The organism is Armatimonadota bacterium, assembly GCA_039679645.1.
Classification (GTDB): Bacteria; Armatimonadota; UBA5829; order UBA5829; family UBA5829; genus UBA5829.
The window spans coordinates 46375-66317 of the sequence record JBDKUO010000053.1; the positions used below are offsets into that span (position 1 = coordinate 46375).

General features: G+C 51.2%; 15 protein-coding genes. 7 read left to right on the forward strand and 8 right to left on the reverse strand.

The features are described 5' to 3' along the window. Window positions 1-8: 8 nt before the first annotated feature. Window positions 9-1547, forward strand: coding sequence for a dihydrolipoyl dehydrogenase (gene lpdA, locus ABFD83_10960; GenBank protein ID MEN6357588.1), 1539 nt, complete (start codon window positions 9-11; stop codon window positions 1545-1547). A 292-nt stretch (window positions 1548-1839) separates the two neighbouring features. Next, window positions 1840-2709, forward strand: coding sequence for an AraC family transcriptional regulator (locus ABFD83_10965; protein ID MEN6357589.1), 870 nt, complete (start codon window positions 1840-1842; stop codon window positions 2707-2709). A 154-nt stretch (window positions 2710-2863) separates the two neighbouring features. Here the strand turns inward: ABFD83_10965 and ABFD83_10970 are convergent, their stop codons facing one another. From ABFD83_10970 to ABFD83_10980, 3 genes are all read right to left on the reverse strand, one after another. Beyond that, window positions 2864-3523, reverse strand: coding sequence for a PEP-CTERM sorting domain-containing protein (locus tag ABFD83_10970; protein MEN6357590.1), 660 nt, complete (start codon window positions 3521-3523; stop codon window positions 2864-2866). Window positions 3524-4136: 613 nt separating this feature from the next. Next, complete coding sequence (locus ABFD83_10975; protein MEN6357591.1) at window positions 4137-5468, reverse strand: ATPase, T2SS/T4P/T4SS family; 1332 nt, start codon at window positions 5466-5468, stop codon at window positions 4137-4139. Window positions 5469-5470: 2 nt separating this feature from the next. Next, a complete protein-coding gene (locus ABFD83_10980; protein ID MEN6357592.1) occupies window positions 5471-6043 on the reverse strand; it encodes an RNA polymerase sigma factor in 573 nt (190 codons plus the stop codon). A 178-nt stretch (window positions 6044-6221) separates the two neighbouring features. On the opposite strand from ABFD83_10980, the gene ABFD83_10985 reads away from it, so the two are divergent. Next, complete coding sequence (locus ABFD83_10985) at window positions 6222-7775, forward strand: tetratricopeptide repeat protein (GenBank protein ID MEN6357593.1); 1554 nt, start codon at window positions 6222-6224, stop codon at window positions 7773-7775. 130 nt (window positions 7776-7905) lie between these two features. Here the strand turns inward: ABFD83_10985 and ABFD83_10990 are convergent, their stop codons facing one another. The 4 genes from ABFD83_10990 to selB form a co-directional block, all read right to left on the reverse strand. After that, complete coding sequence (locus ABFD83_10990) at window positions 7906-8439, reverse strand: D-lyxose/D-mannose family sugar isomerase (GenBank protein ID MEN6357594.1); 534 nt, start codon at window positions 8437-8439, stop codon at window positions 7906-7908. Window positions 8440-8594: 155 nt separating this feature from the next. Then, window positions 8595-9014, reverse strand: a complete 420-nt coding sequence (gene nikR / locus ABFD83_10995; GenBank protein MEN6357595.1) for a nickel-responsive transcriptional regulator NikR — start codon at window positions 9012-9014, stop codon at window positions 8595-8597. 12 nt (window positions 9015-9026) lie between these two features. Beyond that, window positions 9027-10313 carry a glutamate-1-semialdehyde 2,1-aminomutase gene (hemL, locus tag ABFD83_11000; GenBank protein ID MEN6357596.1) on the reverse strand — a complete coding sequence of 429 codons (1287 nt, stop codon included), beginning with the start codon at window positions 10311-10313 and terminating at the stop codon, window positions 9027-9029. Between the two features lie 90 nt (window positions 10314-10403). Next, window positions 10404-12311 (reverse strand): selenocysteine-specific translation elongation factor, encoded by a 1908-nt coding sequence (gene selB / locus ABFD83_11005; GenBank protein MEN6357597.1) that lies wholly within the window; start codon window positions 12309-12311, stop codon window positions 10404-10406. Window positions 12312-13007: 696 nt separating this feature from the next. On the opposite strand from selB, the gene ABFD83_11010 reads away from it, so the two are divergent. From ABFD83_11010 to ABFD83_11020, 3 genes are all read left to right on the forward strand, one after another. Then, complete coding sequence (locus tag ABFD83_11010) at window positions 13008-13751, forward strand: methyltransferase domain-containing protein (GenBank protein ID MEN6357598.1); 744 nt, start codon at window positions 13008-13010, stop codon at window positions 13749-13751. Further along, the gene (locus ABFD83_11015; GenBank protein ID MEN6357599.1) at window positions 13751-15925 is read left to right on the forward strand and encodes a glycosyl hydrolase family 65 protein; all 2175 of its coding nucleotides are present in this window, start codon (window positions 13751-13753) and stop codon (window positions 15923-15925) included. Before ABFD83_11010 ends, ABFD83_11015 begins: the two co-directional genes overlap by 1 nt. Window positions 15926-16126: 201 nt before the next feature. Then, complete coding sequence (locus ABFD83_11020; protein ID MEN6357600.1) at window positions 16127-16708, forward strand: hypothetical protein; 582 nt, start codon at window positions 16127-16129, stop codon at window positions 16706-16708. Window positions 16709-16758: 50 nt separating this feature from the next. On the opposite strand, the gene ABFD83_11025 is transcribed toward ABFD83_11020, so the two are convergent. Beyond that, entirely contained in the window at window positions 16759-18990 is a 2232-nt protein-coding gene (locus ABFD83_11025) for an N-6 DNA methylase (GenBank protein ID MEN6357601.1), read from the reverse strand. A gap of 706 nt (window positions 18991-19696) precedes the next feature. Between ABFD83_11025 and ABFD83_11030 the strand changes: the two genes are divergently transcribed. Next, window positions 19697-19894 carry a hypothetical protein gene (locus ABFD83_11030; protein ID MEN6357602.1) on the forward strand — a complete coding sequence of 66 codons (198 nt, stop codon included), beginning with the start codon at window positions 19697-19699 and terminating at the stop codon, window positions 19892-19894. Window positions 19895-19943 lie beyond the last annotated feature (49 nt).

Genomic DNA, 19943 nt, shown 5'->3' on the forward strand with positions numbered 1-19943 from the left:
GGGTTGTTTTGGTTAATAATATGTCCCGCACAGAATCGCTTGTGCTCCCCAAACTGAGTGATCTTTCTTCGCTCCTGTCGGATAAATCCACATTCGAGGGAACCGACCCATCCGGTATGGTCTTTCCCGGTATTAAGGAACAACTTATGCAATCATCTAACTACGAGACCGACATCATAGTGATAGGCACCGGACCGGGCGGATATGTCGCTGCCATCAGAGCCGCACAGCTCGGCGCTCGTGTTGTAGTGGTCGAGAAGAACTCCGTCGGAGGCACATGTCTCAACGTGGGATGCATTCCCACCAAGGTGCTGCTCTCCAGCGTGGCTGTTCTGGACCATGTAAAACATGGAGCCGAGTTCGGCGTTGAGACATCTGAGCCCAAGCTCAACGTATCTACAATGATGAAGCGCAAGGCCAACATCGTCAAGCAGCTTACAGGCGGTGTCGAAGGCCTGTTCAGAAAGAATAAGATCAAGCTTGTCAGAGGTCACGGCAAGATAGTCGATACGCACACTGTCGCAGTAGAGACTGCAAAGGGTGTTGAGACCCTTAAGGCCGAGAAAATTCTGATTGCAACAGGTTCCGTCTCAGCTCGGCTGCCTATGGCAGGTTTCGAGATCGGCAAAGATGTCTGGACAAGCAATGAAGCGCTCGAGTTTACCGAAGCTCCCAAGAAGATGCTCATCGTGGGCGCCGGAGCCATCGGCCTTGAGTTTGGCTACACATTCGCCCGACTGGGGACTGAGGTCCTCGTGGTCGAGATGATGAGCCAGATTATGCCTGCAGCCGACACCGAGATCGCCAACACTCTCCAGAAGTCGCTGGAGAAGGCCGGCATGAAGTTTATGCTCGGCGCTGGTGTCACTCGCGCGGAGGACATCAAGGGCGGCAAGAGAGTTTACATCAAGTCCAATGGCAAAGAAGAAGCTATGGACTTCAATAAGATCCTGGTCGCTGTCGGCAGGCGCGCAGTTATGGACAATATCGGCCTGGATGAGGTCGGCATTGAGCACGACAAGCGCAAGATTATTGTCAACGAGCACATGCAGACCAACATCCCCAACATCTACGCAATCGGTGATGTAATAGGCGAACCTATGCTGGCGCATGTAGGCTGGACAGAGGGCATAGTCGCAGTCGAGCACGCGATGGGTATGAACTCAAAAATGAGCTACAAGGCCTTCCCGGCCTGTGTCTACACCACTCCCGAGTGCGCATCAGTCGGACTAACCGAAGCTCAAGCCAGAGAGCGATACAAGGACGTGCGCGTAGGCAAGTTCGACTTCAGCCACAACGGCAAGGCTATGGGTATCGGCGAGACCGAAGGTTTCGTGAAGTTCATCGTCGACGGCAAGTACGGCGGTATACTGGGCGTGCACATTGTAGGTCCGCATGCTACCGACTTGATCGCCGAAGCGGCCCTTGCGATCACCAATGAGCTGACGGTCGATGAGGTGATGGCGACCATCCACTCTCACCCGACCTTGAGCGAAGTTATGCAGGAAGCCGCATACGATTCTATGGGCAGGGCAATACATAAGTGATTTTATATTGCATATTCTATATTAATTATTGATTGAGATGGCCCGGTGAGGATTGCTTGCCGGGCTTTTTATTTCCAGGCTTAACACGAACCTTTCAGTGCAGTTCCACTATGTTCGGGCTGGATATCCGATCCAGCCCGAAACAGAACTTCGCGATTTCAGATCGCGGAAATTCCTTTTCGCACTCGATCACATGCAACTCTAGTCTGTGCAACCATTAAGTCCGCACGAACAATCAAGTATCCAGTGCAAAGTGCATGGTTAAATTGATAATAAACCAAGGGGAGGCTCGATGGAACAGGACTACTACAAGTGGGTTTACGATGCGATCGTTCATATCGAGGCGAACCTCGGTGAAGCGATTAATCTATCACAAGTGGCCGAGCAGGCGGGATATTCCGTCTTCCATTTCAGTCGAATATTTCAGGGTGTGACGGGTGAGACGGTGATGGATTATGTGCGTAAACGCCGGCTGACCGAGGCGGCGAGGGCACTAGTGCAGACAGATCGGCGCATCTTGGACATTGCGCTCGACTGGCAGTACGATTCACACGAGGCTTTCACCCGGGCATTCAAACGAGCTTGCGGACTAACACCCGTCGAATATCGAAGTCGTGGTATTTTCATACCACTTCGCGAAGCTCTTTCCCTTGCAGACATTGAACCTCTGGGTATGAAAGGAGCAGCAATGGAAACTCGTATTATTAATCTGCCCGCCATGCGCGTGGTTGGTCTGGGCTATATCGGTAAAAACGAAAATGCAGAAATTTCCTCGATGTGGGGTGACTTCATTCCGCGTATCCATGAAATACAAGGCAAGATACAACCTGGAGTTATGCTTGGCGTATGTGGTGACTCGCATGAAGATGGCTCATTTCGATATGTAGCCGGATACGAAGTCGATGATGATGCTCCAGTGCCCGATGGAATGACAATATTCGATGTTCCTGCCGCCACCTATGCTGTCGTCACCCAGCACGGAGAGCTCTCTGATGAAAAAAGCGGCTTGGGTGCGGCTCTTAACTTTGTGTATCGTGAATGGTTGCCGACAAGTGGCTATCAACGTGCTGACACACCGGACCTTGAATGGTATGACGAGCGTTTCCGTCCAGGCCAAGAGGACTCGGAGATGGATGTTTATACGCCTATCGTGCCTGAATAAAATTCTTTGTCCGGGCTGGATATCCGATCCAGATCGAGACAAAGCACCCAGTCAAACCCAAGCAGTGTGTGTTGAGCATGCACAAACAAACAGACCGCCTAAGTTTTGAATTCGGGCGGCCTGCTTCATCTTCTTGGAGTTTAAACTGGAGACATCATTTCTTTCGTCGAATGATCATTTTGCCAAGAACTCCCAGCCCTCCAAGCAAAACGACAATACTCGATGGTTCGGGTGTGCACAAAGTGCTGACGCAGAACCTGTCCAGGTAAGCAGTCTGTCCTGCTGCAACATTGAAGTGCCAGACAAACTCTTCCCAGTCCGGGTTCGGCATGATTGTGCCTGTGAGGTTGTCGGTTAACCAATTACCCGAGTTTACCTTGTTGATTATTTGCCAACTGGTTTCGTAGCCTGCCGGTGCGACCAGATTGAACGAGTCTGCATTCGGAAACGCATAAACGGCTTCATCCCACACATATTTTATGGGATTGTTGTTGTCGTAGTTGTTGACATGGAAGATCAGGTCAACGACTACATTGCCGGTGCCGTTTGTGTTATCCACACCAATGTAGCCTGCTTCATACCAGTGCAGTGAATTCACATCACCTGTGGTTCTTATGTCGTCACATATCCATTCTCCCTCATCCCAGATTGGGCCTATGACGGTTTCAGGTTTCTGCCAATTCGAGCTATTGAAGTTCCAGCACAGCGTTCTTTGAGGATTGAACGGCGGATTGTTTGTGTATGCCTGGGCGGTCGACATTGCAATTATGCCGATCAGGCAGCACAACACAACAATAAAGCAAAACCTATTCATCACTTTCCTCTCCTTTCTTGTGTAATGCGCAATTCGTTTATTGCAGCGATATCTTTTGCCTGGACCACCCCCTTAAGCATTTTTTGCGTGTTTGTAATAAGCTGCAGAGAGTCGTAAATGATAAATATATAATCATTACTGTGACACATATGGTTGAGCATGGCGTATTATCACACAGATAATGAGGCTTGTCAAGGGGTAAGTCGAAAGAAAGTGTGTGCAAAGGTGTTGTAAATGGTATGCAACTACCTTATGATCTTAAGGTTGCTGTGAAATAATGTTTTTGTGGATGAGGGTCTTTTTCTTCGATAGACTGCCCTAGAGTGGAACAAATTCTGCGGGGATGACGCTTATGTTCGGGCTGGATATCCGATCCAGCCCGAAACAGAACTGTGCGATTTTAATAGTCGAGATTACTGCTCATCTACTATTCCGTCTCCGCATGCTTAGCCTTATGCACTTCGCGCCGGATAAGTGAGTGCTGCAGCCAATCCATCATTAAGCGCCATATTGAAGACTCAAGTTCGTAAATCAACACACACCTCCTGCGAAATGATTAAGTCATCAGACTACATATCTCTATAGCCCGGCAGTGGGTTTGTGCTAAATTCACTCACTCAGTTAAAGCCAATACTCTTAGCGCCTCTTCTGCTGTAGTCAGCCCATCGAGCACCTTACGGCGCGCATCTTCTTTGATGGGCATAAAACCATTTGAAATTGCAGTTCGAAGCAGTTCATCGATTGGAGCGCCTTCTCCAATCATCTCGCGAAGATGCCTGTCGATGACCAGCAGTTCATATATCGCCGCTCTGCCTCTGTAGCCCGTTCCATGGCATTTTTCACATCCTTTACCCTTGAAGACTTCATGCGCTTTCATATCATCTTCAGTGATTTTCAAAGCCTTGAGAGCCGGGATCACTTCAAGCACACGCTCTTTGCAGTCAGGGCACACACGCCTAATAAGCCGCTGGTTCATTGCGCCGAGTAGGGCTGCAGATATTAAAAAGTCCTCGATGCCCATATCTCGCAGCCGCTGGATCGCACCGATGCTATCATTCGTATGCAATTGTGTAAGGATCAAATGACCGCAGATTGCCGCTTCGATAGAAATCTCGGCGGTTTCTTTATCCCTGATCTCGCCGACCATTATTATGTCTGGATCATGACGCAGGAAAGACCTCATCGCGGCAGCAAATGTATACCCCACTTTCTTGTGCACCTGAGTCTGGTTCACACCATTCATAAGATATTCAACAGGATCTTCAATGGTCAAAATTTTCCTGTCCGGATTATTAATTTCAAGGAGCACTGAATAAAGAGTCGTGGTCTTACCTGAACCAGTCGGACCACCGGTAAGAAATATTCCGCCTGGCTGATGAATCAAATCTCTGATTGCTTGGAGGTGATCAGGATACATATATATCTTGTCGAGGCCGATCAGCGGCACGCTTTTATCCAGTATGCGCATCACAATCCCTTCGCCATAGACAAACGGGCAAAAGGCTACTCGGATATCATAGTCCTGACCGTCGAGTTTCCACGGCATCCTGCCGTCCTGTGGAAGCCTTGTCTCCGACGTGTCCACATCAGCCATCATCTTAATCCGCGTAACAATGCCTATGCGCTCAGCAGAATCGATCGACATTACATCGTGCATCACTCCGTCGATTCGATATCGCACTCTCAGCATATTATCTCTCTGCCCTTCCAGGTGGATATCCGAAGCCTTGCTTTTGATGGCATTGTCGATGATATCATCGACTTTCTTTACAATGGCCTGCTCGGATGCGGCCTCTGTCCACGATAGGAGCCTGCGCGCACCCTCGAGTTCGTGGCGGCATGCAGGGCATCTGGCAAGATGCTCCTCGAGCTTGATTTTCTGATCCTCTGAAAGCTCGCCTTTCAGATAAGCGATAATCTCTGTCCTTGCCTGTTCGCAGTTCATGGTTATTCCTCCCGTAATAGGATTTTGAGCGTATTTACAGCAGCATGCATTCTCGACTTCACCGTCCCCACAGGAATCTCAAGCAGTTCGGCAATCTCGACATATTTGAGACCCTCAAAGTGCGAGAGAGTAAAGACCATCTTCTGACCCTCCGGCAGCATGGTTATAGCCCGGCGCATCCGAAACCTGCGATACTCCTCCATCAGGTGCACCTCAGGTTCTATGCGCTCATTTGCACGGATGTTTTCAAAGGGCTTTCGCCCCAGGCTGTTCTGATGGGCCAGTGATATTTCCTCGGAACGGCTATTTGCTTTGCGGCGCTGCGAGAGGTAATAGTTCTTGGCGATCTGGAAGATGAATGTGGAGAACTTTCCGGTAGGCTCGTAGCGGTCGCGCGCCCGGTAGAGCCGCAAGAAAGTCTCCTGCAGATAGTCCTCCGCCGTGTCCTGGTCCCAAGTGAGTTGGAACAGGAACCTGCGGATAGGCTCCGAGTACCGGTTGTAGAGTTCGTCAAAGGCGCAATAGTCACCGGTCTTGACAAGCTCCATCAACTCTGCGTCCGTCAGTACTTCCATTCGTCCTCCCGACAGCGTTTACATATGATAGAACGCTTTGGAAGCAAAAATGTTCGATCCACAGCCTTTTATACTTCGCGGGCGAATGCCCCGAAGGTTGAATATATTCGCGCGCAGAGAACCGTACCGTTTCCTCAGTCATTTTGCACCGGATCGCTTTTGGTGGTAGAGTATAAGTATGAAAAGAGCACTCATATTTGTCGCACTTATAACCATTGCTTTGGCCTCATGCGCTTTTGCCGATTCGCCTGCCGACTGCGCGGGTGTTATCCGTGTATTCGGGGACCAGTCCAACTGGATGAGCATGTGTTTTATGGTAGGTGACGGCAGTTGGGTCGTGACGACTCTCGACTCGATAAGCGAGAAAGTCGGTACAACTGCCACTCATCTGATCCGTTATCCGGTCTTCGTTAGTGCGTATACCGGCGCGGCATATCAGTGCGAACTCAAGGCTTACGATAAAGACCTCAATATAGCCCTGCTCAAACTCCCGATAAGCGGATTTCCCGCAGTCACATTCGCTCAATCGAGTGACTTTTCCAAGGCTGCTATGGGCACTATGGGTGAGCTTATGAGCGGCGATCCTATCGGCAATCGCTGGCCCACTGATATCTACGGTGTGACTCGTGAGAAGTCGGGCGATTCATATAAGCTTGCAGTCGGTAGTTGGAGCGCAAACAAAATATTCGTCACTGAGATCGGCAAATATTACTGGGCGTTTTTAATCGATATAAGTCCGGCTCAGCCTATCCCAAACGGCTCGATTGTCACGCGCGGGCCGCTTGTTGTCGGCATGTATCTGAACCGCATGGTAATCACAGGCGGCAAGGATGATCAGATATTCGGCAGATGTTCCATCTCCACCGCAATCGCGCGCTGGCTCGGCGAGCATGGCGTTGACTCTGCAATGCTTTACTCGTCGCCTTCTGCAACAGTCAAACGCGATGCCGATGCGGATACGGTCTTTCAACTCCAGGCGCGCATATATTCCATGATCGGCGCATCGAAACCGGACCTTGCGCAATCGAGCGCTCAGTCTCTTGTCAAGCTGCGTCCGTCAGATGCCCAGCCGCACCTTGTCCTTGGAATCGCGCTTACCGGGCTCGGCAAATTCGATGAGGCCATAAGTGAGTTCGACGCAGCCGCGAAGATCGATCCCAAGCTGCCGACCCTGCGCACCAATCGAGCGCTCGCACTGCTCAGGCAGAAGAAAACCGATGAGGCCGAAAAGGAACTGATAAAGGCCGTCGAGGAAGCGCCGGGTGATGTCCGCCCGGTGGCAGCTCTTGCCGATTTTTATCTTGCAGACGAGAAAAACTACGAGTCATCTCTCACTTATGCGAAGAAGGCAGTCACAATGGCGTCGGACAGCCCGGCCGCTTATTTGCTGCTGGCTCGCGTGCAGAAACGTCAGAAAAACTATCAGGACTCAGTCGACTCTATCGGCAAAGTTCTCCAGATGGCCAGAGACTGGCCCGATGCATGGTATGCTCTCGGCTCCACATATGAAGAAGCAGGAGATTACGAAAAGGCCGAAAAGGCCTATCGCACACTCGTTGAAAAACAGCCCCAAAACCCAGACTCGCTGCTGACCCTTGCCTCATTCCTAGTCGATCGCGGCAAGAAAGATGAAGCATCCGAAGTTATTGATAAAATTCGGGCGCTCAACCCATCCAAGGAAATACTTGAATCAGTCCAGACTATAGAAAAAAAGGCCGGCAGCAACAAGTAAACAACTCGGTTTATATAGAGAAGATCCCGTAGCCACAGAGTGTTTTTTCGGAGTTTTACTGCCCCGGACGAGTCATATTAACGGCTTTTCAAGATCGGGCTGAATATCTGGTCCAGCCCGAAAAAGATTTTTAATCTTCTACAACAGGTATCCGCTTGATATTAAGATCGGTGAAGATATCTGCCTCGTCTACGCTTGGCGATGAGAACTCGGATACTATGGCACCTTCGGGTCCTGCCTGGAACCAGTGCAGTGTCTCCGGCACTATCGTATACTGCTCTCCCGGTTTGAGGACTATCTCATGGAAGACAGTGTAATACTCGCTTGGCGCTTTTGCTTTTGGGGATGATACAGGTCCACCCGATACATAAAGATACACTTCCCCCTTGCGGCATCTGAATGTCTCCTGCTTGCCTGGTCTGTCCGCTATCGGCGGATGCTTGTGCTCGGGGCATGTCTGATATGGGAAGATCAGCATTTCCTTGGCGCAGTAGCGGTCATTATTTACGTAGACCACGATCTCAAGTCCTTCAGACTCAAGCCTGCCCAGACCAAAGTCCGCTACCTCTATATTTGCCGATTCCTCTGCCGTGATGGCTATACCGGCCTCTCCTAACATCTTGCGCGCTCTTTCCTGAGCCGCAATTAACTCTGAACGCTTCATTATGATCTCCTTGACAATAATTTGAGGTGAGAGATGTCAGCTAAACCCACTCCCTCTCCTGGGGGAGAGGGCTGGGGTGAGGGCGCAACCTCTTCATCTTCATTGCTTCATGAGCTAACTTAAAAACTACTTATTCAAGAGATTCCGGGCAACCTTCATGAAACCGCTTTTCCTGTGGTAGTCGAAACCAGTTGACCGTGTTTAACACCTCGTGTGCTGATAAGCGTGTTAGCGATATATTTCACCTTCGCGCTCGCGCCCTTTAGTATAATGACTTCGAGGCAGTTATGCGGGTCAAGATGAATATGCGTGCTGCATAAGACGTACGAGTGGTATTGATGCTGAAGTTCAGTCAGCACGTTGGACAGTTCGTGCTCATGATGCTCATAGACGATTGTGAGCGTGCCGACGACTTCAGCCTCCGGGTCTGTCCATTCTTCCTTTACCAGTTCCTGCCGGACGAGGTCTCGTATGGCTTCGGACCTAGACTGGTAACCTCGCTCACCTATAAGAACATCGAACTGCCTGAGCAACTCGTCTTCCATGGATACGCCGAATCGTTCGAGTGTGGTCATATGATCCTCCGGTCAAACCAGTGCCTGAAAAGCCTGGGCACTGATCTTAATTGTATATTTTATGTCATCCAGTCCATGCGCAGCCGATATAAACGCCGCCTCAAACTGGGACGGCGCAAGGTATACTCCGCGCTCAAGCATCGCGTGAAAGAACCGCGCATACAAAGCCGTGTCGCTCTTTTTTGCCGAAGCGTAGTCATATACAGGGTCCTTGGTGAAGAAAATAGTCATCATGGACCCGACGTTGTTTATGCGCACCCTAACGCCTGCGTCCGCTGCAGCCTTAGTGATACCTTGCTTGAGTTTATCGGACTTCCGGTTCAGATCGTCATACAATCCAGGCTGCCTGAGCACTTCCAGGACTGCAATCCCGGCGCTTACTGCAAGCGGGTTGCCAGAGAGAGTTCCCGCCTGGTACACAGGCCCGACAGGCGCCACCTGTTCCATTATCTCACGCCTGCCGCCGTATGCGCCGACCGGCAGCCCGCCGCCAATGATCTTGCCGAGCGTGGTGATGTCTGGTGTGACACCATAAAGCTCCTGCGCTCCGCCGTATGATACTCGAAAACCTGTAATCACTTCGTCGAATATCAGCAAGACTCCATTGTTGCTGCATATCTCGCGCAGGCCGCTCAAGAATCCAGGCTTTGGAGGCACGACACCCATATTCCCCGCCACAGGCTCAACGATGATGCATGCGATCTGATCTTTCATAGCATGCACTGCATCCGCAGCCGCATCTATATCGTTATATGGCAGCACTATAGTGTCAGATGCGATACTTGCAGGCACGCCCGCGCTGTCCGGCAGCCCGAGTGTGGCGACCCCAGAGCCTGCTTTGGCAAGCATATAATCCGCATGGCCATGATAGCCGCCCTCAAATTTGATGACCTTATCCCGACCGGTGTAGCCGCGCGCGAGCCTGATCGCGCTCATGACTGCCTCAGTGCCCGAGCTTACCAGCCGCACCATCTCAATCGACGGCACAGCGTCAACGATCATCTCAGCCAGCTTTACTTCCAGGGCAGTCGGAGCGCCGAAGGTAGTGCCGTCCTCCGCAGTTCGCTTAATCGCATCGACTATGCTCGGATATGCATGTCCCAGAATGAGCGGTCCCCATGAGCAGACGTAATCGATATATGAGTTGCCGTCTTCATCGAAGACACGGCAGCCCTCGCCTCGCTTGATAAAGACGGGCTGCCCGCCGACAGACCTAAATGCTCGCACAGGGCTATTTACCCCACCAGGCATTACTATCTGCGCTTTAGTGAAGAGTTCGTTCGACCTCGAAAATATCATATTAAGTCCTCGAAAAATAGCTGAGAGCCTTTGTTCGGGCGCGATATCCGATCGCGACCGAAATAGAACGCCAGGTTTTCAAAACCCCACCTATCGCCCAAAAAGTGCTCTCTGGTCACCCATCCTCCGCGTAATACGCTTGGAGTCAAAATATTCAAGCAGTGGCACAACATATTTTCTGCTCGAATTGATCAGGTCTCTAAACTGCGCCACCGTAATTTGTCCGTTTTCCTCGAGATATTTCTTGAGCATATCGGCTGCGCTATCTATGGCATACTTATGGAAATATAAATCGGTGTCAACTTTAGCCAGCCCGCCGCGCGTCGTAAGCAGAGTCACTATCTCGCGCGTATCCGCTCCATATTTGCGTTCCAGTTCGGTCAGCAGAGGCGGATTAACGCCTGCATCAAGGTAGGCAGTCTCGATTTTTAACAGCAGTTCTTCCTGTTGAGAATCCAGAGTCATAATATGACCCGGCAGTTTTATAACACTTTCCGATACCTCTACTTCTCCGTCCGCTGCCATTGACGAGAGTATCGCCTGGAAACCTTTCTGCTCAATCCGCTGCCCCAAAGCAGCCTTAAGCTCATGGATGGGCATTCCGGGTTTTATCGGATTGGCTTTATGATATGCTGCCAAAGTCGATTTTATCCTGGATGCAATCATATCATACCCGGGCTTATGCACAAACCTGCCGTGCAGTTCGAGCGCGCGGCCGCCGCTTACCAGTTCTTCCAAAACCGAGTTTACTTCCTGATCACTCAGGCCTGTTCGCTGGATTATATCTTTTCTTGCAAGTCCGGTTTCGCTGGCAGCAAGCGCGTCCTCAATTATATCCGCCGGGTTGCCGCTGAGCGTGCGTTCGAGCTTTTTTATTATGTCTGCATCGTTTTTTCGGTGTTTAGTTGCGTTCGGCTCGAGTATTATCCCGCCGCCCATTACGCGAGCAGGAGAGTAGAATCGAAGCACGAACCTGTCTGACCGCGCGGCCACTATTTTGGTCTCAAGCCTGAGTTGAACCAGCCCTTTTTCTCCGGGGGCTATCTCTTCGCCGCCTAATATCATCACGCGGCCGATCGCTTCAAGCGTGCCTATGTGCATCCTGATGCGCATTCTGCTTCTGAGAGGGCGGGGAGAGTCTTTGAGCACCGATACGCTTGCATCGAGCATGTTCGTCGCGCCAAGGTATCCCGGCGGCAGGAGCACGCTTCCACGCCCGATATCCGGCACTTCGACCCCCACCAGGTTTAGTGCAACGCGGCTTCCGGCGTAAGCTGAGTCCTGTTTCTTGCCATGGACCTGGATTTGACGGACGCGCGAGTCGATCCCCTGGGGCAGTATGGTGACGGCATCGCCGAGCCTGATTGTGCCTGAGACCAGCGTACCCGTCACGACAGTCCCGAAACCCGTCATCGTGAACACTCTGTCTATCGGGAGCCTGAACGGTCCCTGCGTTGTGCGCTGAGCCGCCATGTCCGCGAGCCTGTCTATCTCTCTTATGAGGTCATCGACACCTTCGCCTGTGGTTCCCGATACCCGAATGATCTTTGCATTTCCGAACGAGGTGTCCTTGAGGTATTGCTCAAGGTCTTCCTGTACGATATCGAGCCAGTCATCCTCCACCATATCGCACTTGGTGAGAGCGACTACCCCAAGCTTTGTTTCCAACAGCTCAAGTATTTCGAGGTGCTCGCGCGTCTGAGGCATCACGCCCTCGTCAGCAGCCACTACCAGCAGCGCGATATCGACGCCGCTTGCACCTGCGAGCATATTTTTGAGGAATCTCTCATGCCCCGGCACATCGACAATACCTATCTGCTTCCCGCTCGGAAGCATCAGTGATGCAAACCCCAAGTCTATTGTAAGGCCCCGTTCCTGTTCTTCCTTCAGGCGGTCGGTATTGATCCCGGTCATGGCTTTAATAAGCGTGGTCTTGCCATGATCGACGTGGCCGGCGGTGCCGAGTATCAGGTGCTTTGTGCTCTCTTGTGAGTCCATCGCTTAATTGTAGTTAGCAGCGCCCTCTGGGTCAAGTTGCAGGGCGAACGGGCGAACGCACGAATAACCGTTTTGTGACGAAGTCCAAACGATGGGTAAGGATCTCCGAATCCTTACCCAAGAACCAATGCCGGATCTCCGAATCCGGCTATTCCAGCATAGGTTGCGGGGTTCGGAGATCCCAATTGGCATTAAAGTGACGATTCGGAGATCGCCACCTATCAGGAAATGAGGAGATGTCTTTGCACTTACAGAAGCGTGTGTAATACTAACGTATTACATCGTGCTAGTGCGGAGGTAGCATACAAAAATAGAGCATAAAGCTAATTGTGAGGGTTAGGTAATAAGGGTATCATCTATATAGCCGGTGACTGAACAGTATGGCCGAAGGACGTAAGGCGGAATACCTGAGAACATACAGTCAGCCGGGAACGACTTTCCAATCTGCCCGCCCGCAGAGTTGTTCCCGAACCCAGGTAAGTCCAAGCGACTAAGTGACCTGCCAGCACGAAACGCAATTATGTGGACGAACCGGGCGCCGGCTTGCAATTATAACCTAATATGTAATTCATCTTCTCTCCTTCCTTTCAGTATGGATGGTTGCGGTCTCCCCCGCAACCATCAATTTTTTTGTGATCCTGCAACTGAAGGGATTCCAAGGCACGCTCACGAATCAACCAGCGTATGAATAATTGTATGACACAAACACAGTTCAAACAGATAGCTGCGTACTATGATGACCTGATGGCCGGCGTCCCGTATAATCTTTGGGTCAGATATATAGAGGATATACTGGCGCGCATTGAGTATCGTCCCAAAAGCGTGCTCGATGTAGCGTGCGGCACAGGCAATGTCAGCGAGATACTAGCGGATAAGGGATACAAAGTAGTAGGTGCCGACATAGCTCCGGATATGATCGATGCAGCCAAGTCCAAGCACAGCAGCGTGGAATATTTTGTGCAGGATATGGCAGACCTCGATCTGGACGGGCGCAAGTTCGATCTATCTATCAGCCTGTTCGATTCTCTGAACTATATTACCGACCCGTCTCGTCTTGCGCGCGCAATCAAGCGGGTGGGGGAGCATTTAGTCGAGGGCGGCATCTTCATATTCGACGTGAACACTGAGTATGCCCTGGCGCATCATTTCTTCGATCAAGCCAACATCGCATCGAATATTTATCCGCACTATATCTGGAACAGCACGTACGACCACTCCACTCGAATCTGCACAGTGAATATGACCTTTGAGGTAATGGAAGACGGCGAAAAGCGCCAGTTCAAAGAGGTCCACATACAGCGCGCGCATAGCCTCGAGGAGCTTTCGATGATGCTGAGCGACGCAGGCTTTGATGTGGTCGATATTTTCCATGCCTATAAATTTCGCCGACCGACAAGGCGGTCGGACAGAGTATTTTATGTAGCTAGAAAGGTGAGATAATGAATCGCAGTGTCATGCGCGGTGTCGCGCTGATTATCCTTGCCGCAGCCGCAATAATCGGTCTGCTTCTAATTCCGAACAAGTCAAGCAAAAACGCAAACCATCCACCAAATGACGACCCCTGGCTCCTGGTCTCATACGACCCCGATAATCTTTACGGCACATATCTGGGCAACGGCTTCATCGGCTGCCGGATTATGGGCGAAGGTGTGGGCAATCATAACGGCCAGCCTCTGCCCTGCTTCATGGCCGGTCTCTATGACAATGAGAAACTCATCCCCACACCTACCTGGAGTGATCTACGTTTCTATGACGGCAAGACCGAGTTCAAGATAGATAAAGATGCCGACTACAAACAGGTCCTCAATATGAAGACCGGCATCCTTACGACGTACGCCACATGGCGCGCCGGTCGCAAGACTCTTAAGGGTAAAGTCGAGGTTATAGTTTCAAGGGCGGAGCCGAATGTGGGGGTTGTGCGTGCGGAATTGCGCCCAAACTTTTCAAGTAGAATTGATGCACAGTCTTACAGCCGCAATACTGAAAATTTCGCGTTGTCTCCGACACCCAAAGATGGGGATACTGGGTGGCGATTGAATGGTAGCGAGCGTATTAGGGCCTGCGCTTTCGGCACAAAACAGAGCGGCATCAAGTTTGCGCTTGCTTCACTTTTGGTGTCGAGTGCAGAAGGCGATCCCCCCTCATGGGGAGGCAGTAGTGTTGAGTCCGTTCTCGCTCTGGAACCCAAGAGAGGTGTTAAGTTTTCAGTGAGCAATTACAGCTCGGTGTTTATTGGTGGCGACCCGGAGAATAACGCCTGCATGAATGTGCTATTTGCCGCAGGAGCACATGACATTACAATGAAGTCTAAACTCTGGGAACTGCGCAAATACGACGACAGCAGGTTTATCTCTCTGCACAAACGCGCAATGTCCGACCTCTGGAAGCACGACATAATAATAGACGGCCCCAAGCGCGACCAGCAGGCTCTCCACTCCTGCATGTTCTATTTACTTCAGAGCGTGCGTAAAGGCAGCCAGTGGAGCATACCGCCGATGGGCCTGTCAAACAATGCCTTCAGCGGGCATGTCTTCTGGGACGCCGATTTGTGGATGTTCCCTGCTCTGATATTGCAGCACCCCGAGCTTGCTCGCTCGATAGTGGATTATCGATATAACACACTGCTCGGAGCAATGGCTAATGCAAAAGAGCACGGTTTTGCCGGAGCGGAATATGCCTGGGAGAGCGGATATACGGGCAAAGAAGACACTCCCGAGGGGCTTGTCTATAGAAATGAGAGGCACATTGACGGAGACGTGGCTCTTTGCCAGTGGCAGTATTATTTAGCTACGGGCGACAAGACATGGCTCAAGACCCGAGGCTACCCCGTAATAAAAGCGACAGCAGACTACTGGGCCAGCCGGGTGAAGTGGGTTCCTGCAAAGGACCATTATGAGATATTGCAGGTAGTTCCGCCGGATGAAAATGCCGAGCTTATCAACAATAGCGCGTATACAAATATCATCGCTCAGATGAATCTGCGTATCGCCGAGCAGGCTGCTAAGCGTATCGGTGCAGCGCCTGATCTTAAGTGGGCGCAGGTCGCCGAGAAGATGTATATTCCTTTTGATCCGACTAATAAGCGTTTCTCAGCGTTCGACGGTCACAAGCCGAACTGGAAAGCAAAGCAGGCCGATACTGAGCTTATAGTATATCCGCTGCAGTATAAGTTTGCCGGTCAAGATATGACAGCTATATACAAAAATACGTTTGAGTATTATTCCAGCCGACTCTATCCGAACGGGCCTGCCATGAGCACATCAGCTCATTGTGTCATTGCCGCGCGCCTGGGTGATTGCGACAGGGCATATAATGAGTTTATGAAGAGCTACAAGCCCTACTTCCGCGGGCCTTTCAATTACTTCAATGAGAAGTCCTCCACCACATACGAAAATATGTGCTTCCTCACCGGAGCCGCCGGGCCGATCCAATCGACCATATTCGGTCTTGCAGGCGCAAACATGGACTACTTTGCTCAAGATCAAAGCAAAATCTTGAACTGGTCGCCATGTCTGCCGAAGCGCTGGAAGTCCATAAAGCTCACGCGAGTCCAATGGCAGGGTAAGCAGTTCGATGTCACAGTAACCAAGGGTAATAAAGTCAGCATAAATTAGTATTGAGTAATTTGTATTGATTATTTTTCTATATTACTCAGTATGCTGCTGTTTACAAGACAACTTGCGTGTGTTCGTCATGCCCCGACACCCGGCACCCGACACCCATTACCCCTCTTCACGGCGTTTAGATAAATTTTGACGCGGGAAAATTGATTAGGGTCTTAATTGACCTCGATCTACGAGTATGGAGGGGTTCACATGGACGAGCATGAGAGTGAAAGAATTGCGGGTCAAAAGGGTGGAGCCTCCGAAGCCTTTATACACGGACACCATTACTATGAACCTACCGTGACTGCAATCACCGACATAATTGTGCCTGCCACGAGAATACAGTGGGGACCGACATTTGCAGGCCTACTGGTTGCGTTGTCGGTGACTTTTCTGCTCACTGCTTTGGGCATAGCGCTTGGAATAGGGATCGGAGGCATGGGCTACTGGGTAGTCGGTTTCGGTTCACTGGGGTTGTTTTTAGGCAGCTTGCTGGCTGCCCGTACCGCTAGGGCTGATGTCGTGCCCGCGATAATGCATGGCGTTATCGTATGGTGTCTGGTCACCGTGCTGCATGTCGTCACTTTCGGTGGGATAATAGGCGCGGTCGTCGCATCGATTATGGGTTCACGTGGAGCCGCTGCGGGCGCGCCACTCAGTGCGACTGTCAGCAGTGCGGCTTGGTGGTTCTTCGGAGGATTTTTGATCTTTCTGGTGGCATCAATTTTGGGTGGGCTTGCCGGCATTAACCCGCCTGAACATGAAGAGACCCATGAAACCACCACCACATAGCAGCATAAAGACGAGGCAAGATAGTCGGGGGTATTTCTGCCCCCGACTATTTATAGTATCAGGTCCATCTGATCAGGCTCATTCGAGTATAGGCGGCTGACTACAGTTTCGACCGCCGCGCGCGTTGATTCCAGCCGGGCTGTCAAATCCGGGCTGGGCGATGTGCGGTCGGCTTGTGTCAGGTCTATCACCAGGTTCCCCAAATATACAAGCATGTCATGCGCTACATCCGAGCGCTCAGTGCACTGCGCTATGAAGTTTGACAACCTTGGGAATGACGCCCCCCGCAAAGACTCACTCTCGAAAATTTCAATGCCGCAGGCGAGACCTGCCTTACGTTCATCCGGCGGTGTAGTGAAGCTTATTTGTCGAATAGGCAGTGCGCGAATGTCTTCGATCTCTATCTGCGGCTGCACAAATTTGTAGCCTGTAACAGCCCTCCGGACATATTCATTCATAACCCGCGAATTGAGTATGCACAGCAGATATACCTCGTCAATTCCGGGTTTACACAGTTCGATCCCATATACCGACTGTGGGAAAACGTAGCCGATATGATTTTTGCTTACTCTATCCAGAGCGGCAACAAGTCTGGCCGAACTCTTTTGCAGCATTATCTTCGTGCTGTGATATCTTTCGACGGACTTCTTGACCCACGACCTGCTGGTCTTGACCCCTTCCCACAAGATTTCATATGGCCTTATGCTCTGGCCGCCCATGATGACCGGCATGTCGCCGCTTTCCCGTCTTATATTTGATTTGCCGACCTCTTCCCCGCGATATATGGCTTTTACGTTCAAGTCTTTTAGCGGGACAAATGGAGCCTGGTAATTGCTCAGCGCCGCGCTCTCGCCGTGTATTTTCCTGATGATCTCGCCGAATCGCCCGTCTTCGAGCAGATATAAAAACTCATATCGCCTCTGTGACAAGACCACCTCTCGCCTGAGATTGCGCGCCAGCGATTCAAAAGTCTGCACAGGTCTGAGCACGAACGCCCGGCGGTCGGCACGGCTCTCTATTCTGCAGACTGAGAAATGATCATCGGACGGCGCCGCATTTTTGCAGACCGGCACTATGTTTGCGACCTGCGCATCTCTAAACGCGCCGGATATGTGCAGCAGAGACTTTATTGTCCAGTCCGAGATTAGCGATCGCCTGACCTCAGCGGCGTTTTCGCGCACCAGCATCGGGTCGGGCAGCACCATCGAAAGCATGCCTCCGGTTCTAACCAGGTCGTTTTTCATCACAAGGTTCAGGAATAAAAGATACGAGTCCGACTGACCGCGCGACATATGCGCCAGCCCGTTTTTTGCCGCGATGTAAGGCGGATTGCCTACAACAGCGTCGAAACCACCGTGCGTAAAGACTTCACTAAAAGCGCGTTTCCAGTCAAAATGCTTATCATCCGAGCCGAGAGAGTCGGCGCATATTAGGTGCGAGTTGACATTTACTGCGATCCCATCTGCAAAGCGCGACGATGCCCATACGCAAAAACGCGATATCTCTACAGCCGTCGGATCGATATCCGCCCCATAGACGCATCCCGCTGCAATTTGCGCCTCATCATCGCTATTGGCCAGCTTTTCGACTGCCGCGCAGAGAAAATCACCCCCACCCATCGCGGGGTCCAGGATTCTTACAGCGTGAGGATTATGATCAGTGATCTTTCGAGTCTGGGCAAGGGGCGATACGACCGAATCTATGATATAGCTGACCAGCGGGGGAGGAGTAAAATACACACCCGCGTCTTTGCGCCGTGTTCTGCTCGATTCCAGCCGGTCCAAATTTTTGGATGGCCTAAACGCCAGCAGACCCTGATATGCGCACCCGAGCCATGAAAGCGGGATCGTCTGAAAAAATATAGAGTCTATTGGCGCATCTGGCGTGGGACGAAGGAGCGACTTTGCTGCTTGAGCAAATGCCTCTTCAGTTAGAGTGCTGTCATCACCGAGCGCGAATATTCCATAGCCCGACGTTTCAAAAGCCTTACGGCATGACTCTATATATTGCGTATTCAAGCACTCGGAAGGTTTGTAAGCTGTTTGCTTGAGAGCATCAGCAGCCGCGCAAATGGGGACTATTGAGGTTCCGTTATCGGGCATTTTTTCAGATGCGGCAAGCACTGCGATCATTCGCACTATATGCCGCAGCGACTCCGAACACACCTTATTCGGTTCGGCGTTATCGCAATCGTGCATGGCGGCGGCATAAAGTGATTCCAATGCCGAAGCGCACCTATCCACAAACAAACTCAGCGACTTATTTTGCGTCGAATCTCTCAAGAATGCTCTCCTTGAGTATGAATTACTCTCAAAGCCTTGTGCTTCCTTCTTCGGAAGCAGTGGAGAGTTGAGAGTGGAGAGCGGACGGTGGAGAGTTTTGTACTTAGTTCGGACGCGATATCCGATCGCGTCCGAAACAGAACCCGATGGTCAGGGGTTTGTATCCCTCCAGGTATCTTACCTGGAGGGATAGGAGCTAACTTATCACTTTGGCGTTTTCGGGATTTCCGGGTTAGGGTGGAGACTTGGTATTTGTATTGAGAGAATATCTTCCAACCCTCAAACCCGAAAGACCTGTAGTGTTGATGAAAATATGCTCCAAGCCGGTAATTTTCAGCCAACCCCCTCCGGACTCTCCGCTCACACGTATTAAAACGCCTAAACAGGTAATCCATACAGCACCCCCTACGCATCTCACACGGCATAAACATACTGACAGTCAACGAGCCTGCTTGATGCGGGTGAGATACGGCGGTCAGCCGGGCTGCCGAGATAGAATTGTCAGTGATCAGGGGCTGCGGCCAAGAGTTTGCAGCCGGTCCTCAGGCGACTCCGATGGGCCGGGTGCGAGGCGCGCGGGTTTTGTTCAACGGCAATCCATCATGGCGGCTCGGCCATTATCCTTGGTGGCGCTCGGGATCAGCCATACAATATTCCGAGCGGCTTTTGATCATGGATGAAGGGAGAGCACCTGAGGAGGCTGAAAATGAGAATACCGGACGCAAAGCAATACTTAGGGCACCACTGCGCGGTTACATTCCGCGACAGGCACGGAGATGAAATTACAAAAGATTTACACATCCACGATGTTACCTTTGTACCGCTCTACGGGGCGTACTTGATCGGCGACATCGAGGATGTTTCATTAGAGCGTGTTACCAGTATAAGCGCTCTTGACGGTTAAGTCGTCGTCGTCCCCACACATCGAGGCTGCAGGCGTTATTCTGTCCTTT

What these genes read in the sequence shown, in the direction of transcription:
- ABFD83_10965 (MEN6357589.1), top strand. Translation starts at nt 1,840, where the DNA reads ATGGAACAGGACTACTACAAGTGGGTTTACGATGCGATCGTTCATATC.
- ABFD83_10970 (MEN6357590.1), bottom strand. Translation starts at nt 3,523, where the DNA reads ATGAATAGGTTTTGCTTTATTGTTGTGTTGTGCTGCCTGATCGGCATA.
- ABFD83_10975 (MEN6357591.1), bottom strand. Translation starts at nt 5,468, where the DNA reads ATGAACTGCGAACAGGCAAGGACAGAGATTATCGCTTATCTGAAAGGC.
- ABFD83_10980 (MEN6357592.1), bottom strand. Translation starts at nt 6,043, where the DNA reads ATGGAAGTACTGACGGACGCAGAGTTGATGGAGCTTGTCAAGACCGGT.
- ABFD83_10985 (MEN6357593.1), top strand. Translation starts at nt 6,222, where the DNA reads ATGAAAAGAGCACTCATATTTGTCGCACTTATAACCATTGCTTTGGCC.
- ABFD83_10990 (MEN6357594.1), bottom strand. Translation starts at nt 8,439, where the DNA reads ATGAAGCGTTCAGAGTTAATTGCGGCTCAGGAAAGAGCGCGCAAGATG.
- nikR (MEN6357595.1), bottom strand. Translation starts at nt 9,014, where the DNA reads ATGACCACACTCGAACGATTCGGCGTATCCATGGAAGACGAGTTGCTC.
- hemL (MEN6357596.1), bottom strand. Translation starts at nt 10,313, where the DNA reads ATGATATTTTCGAGGTCGAACGAACTCTTCACTAAAGCGCAGATAGTA.
- selB (MEN6357597.1), bottom strand. Translation starts at nt 12,311, where the DNA reads ATGGACTCACAAGAGAGCACAAAGCACCTGATACTCGGCACCGCCGGC.
- ABFD83_11010 (MEN6357598.1), top strand. Translation starts at nt 13,008, where the DNA reads ATGACACAAACACAGTTCAAACAGATAGCTGCGTACTATGATGACCTG.
- ABFD83_11015 (MEN6357599.1), top strand. Translation starts at nt 13,751, where the DNA reads ATGAATCGCAGTGTCATGCGCGGTGTCGCGCTGATTATCCTTGCCGCA.
- ABFD83_11020 (MEN6357600.1), top strand. Translation starts at nt 16,127, where the DNA reads ATGGACGAGCATGAGAGTGAAAGAATTGCGGGTCAAAAGGGTGGAGCC.
- ABFD83_11030 (MEN6357602.1), top strand. Translation starts at nt 19,697, where the DNA reads ATGAGAATACCGGACGCAAAGCAATACTTAGGGCACCACTGCGCGGTT.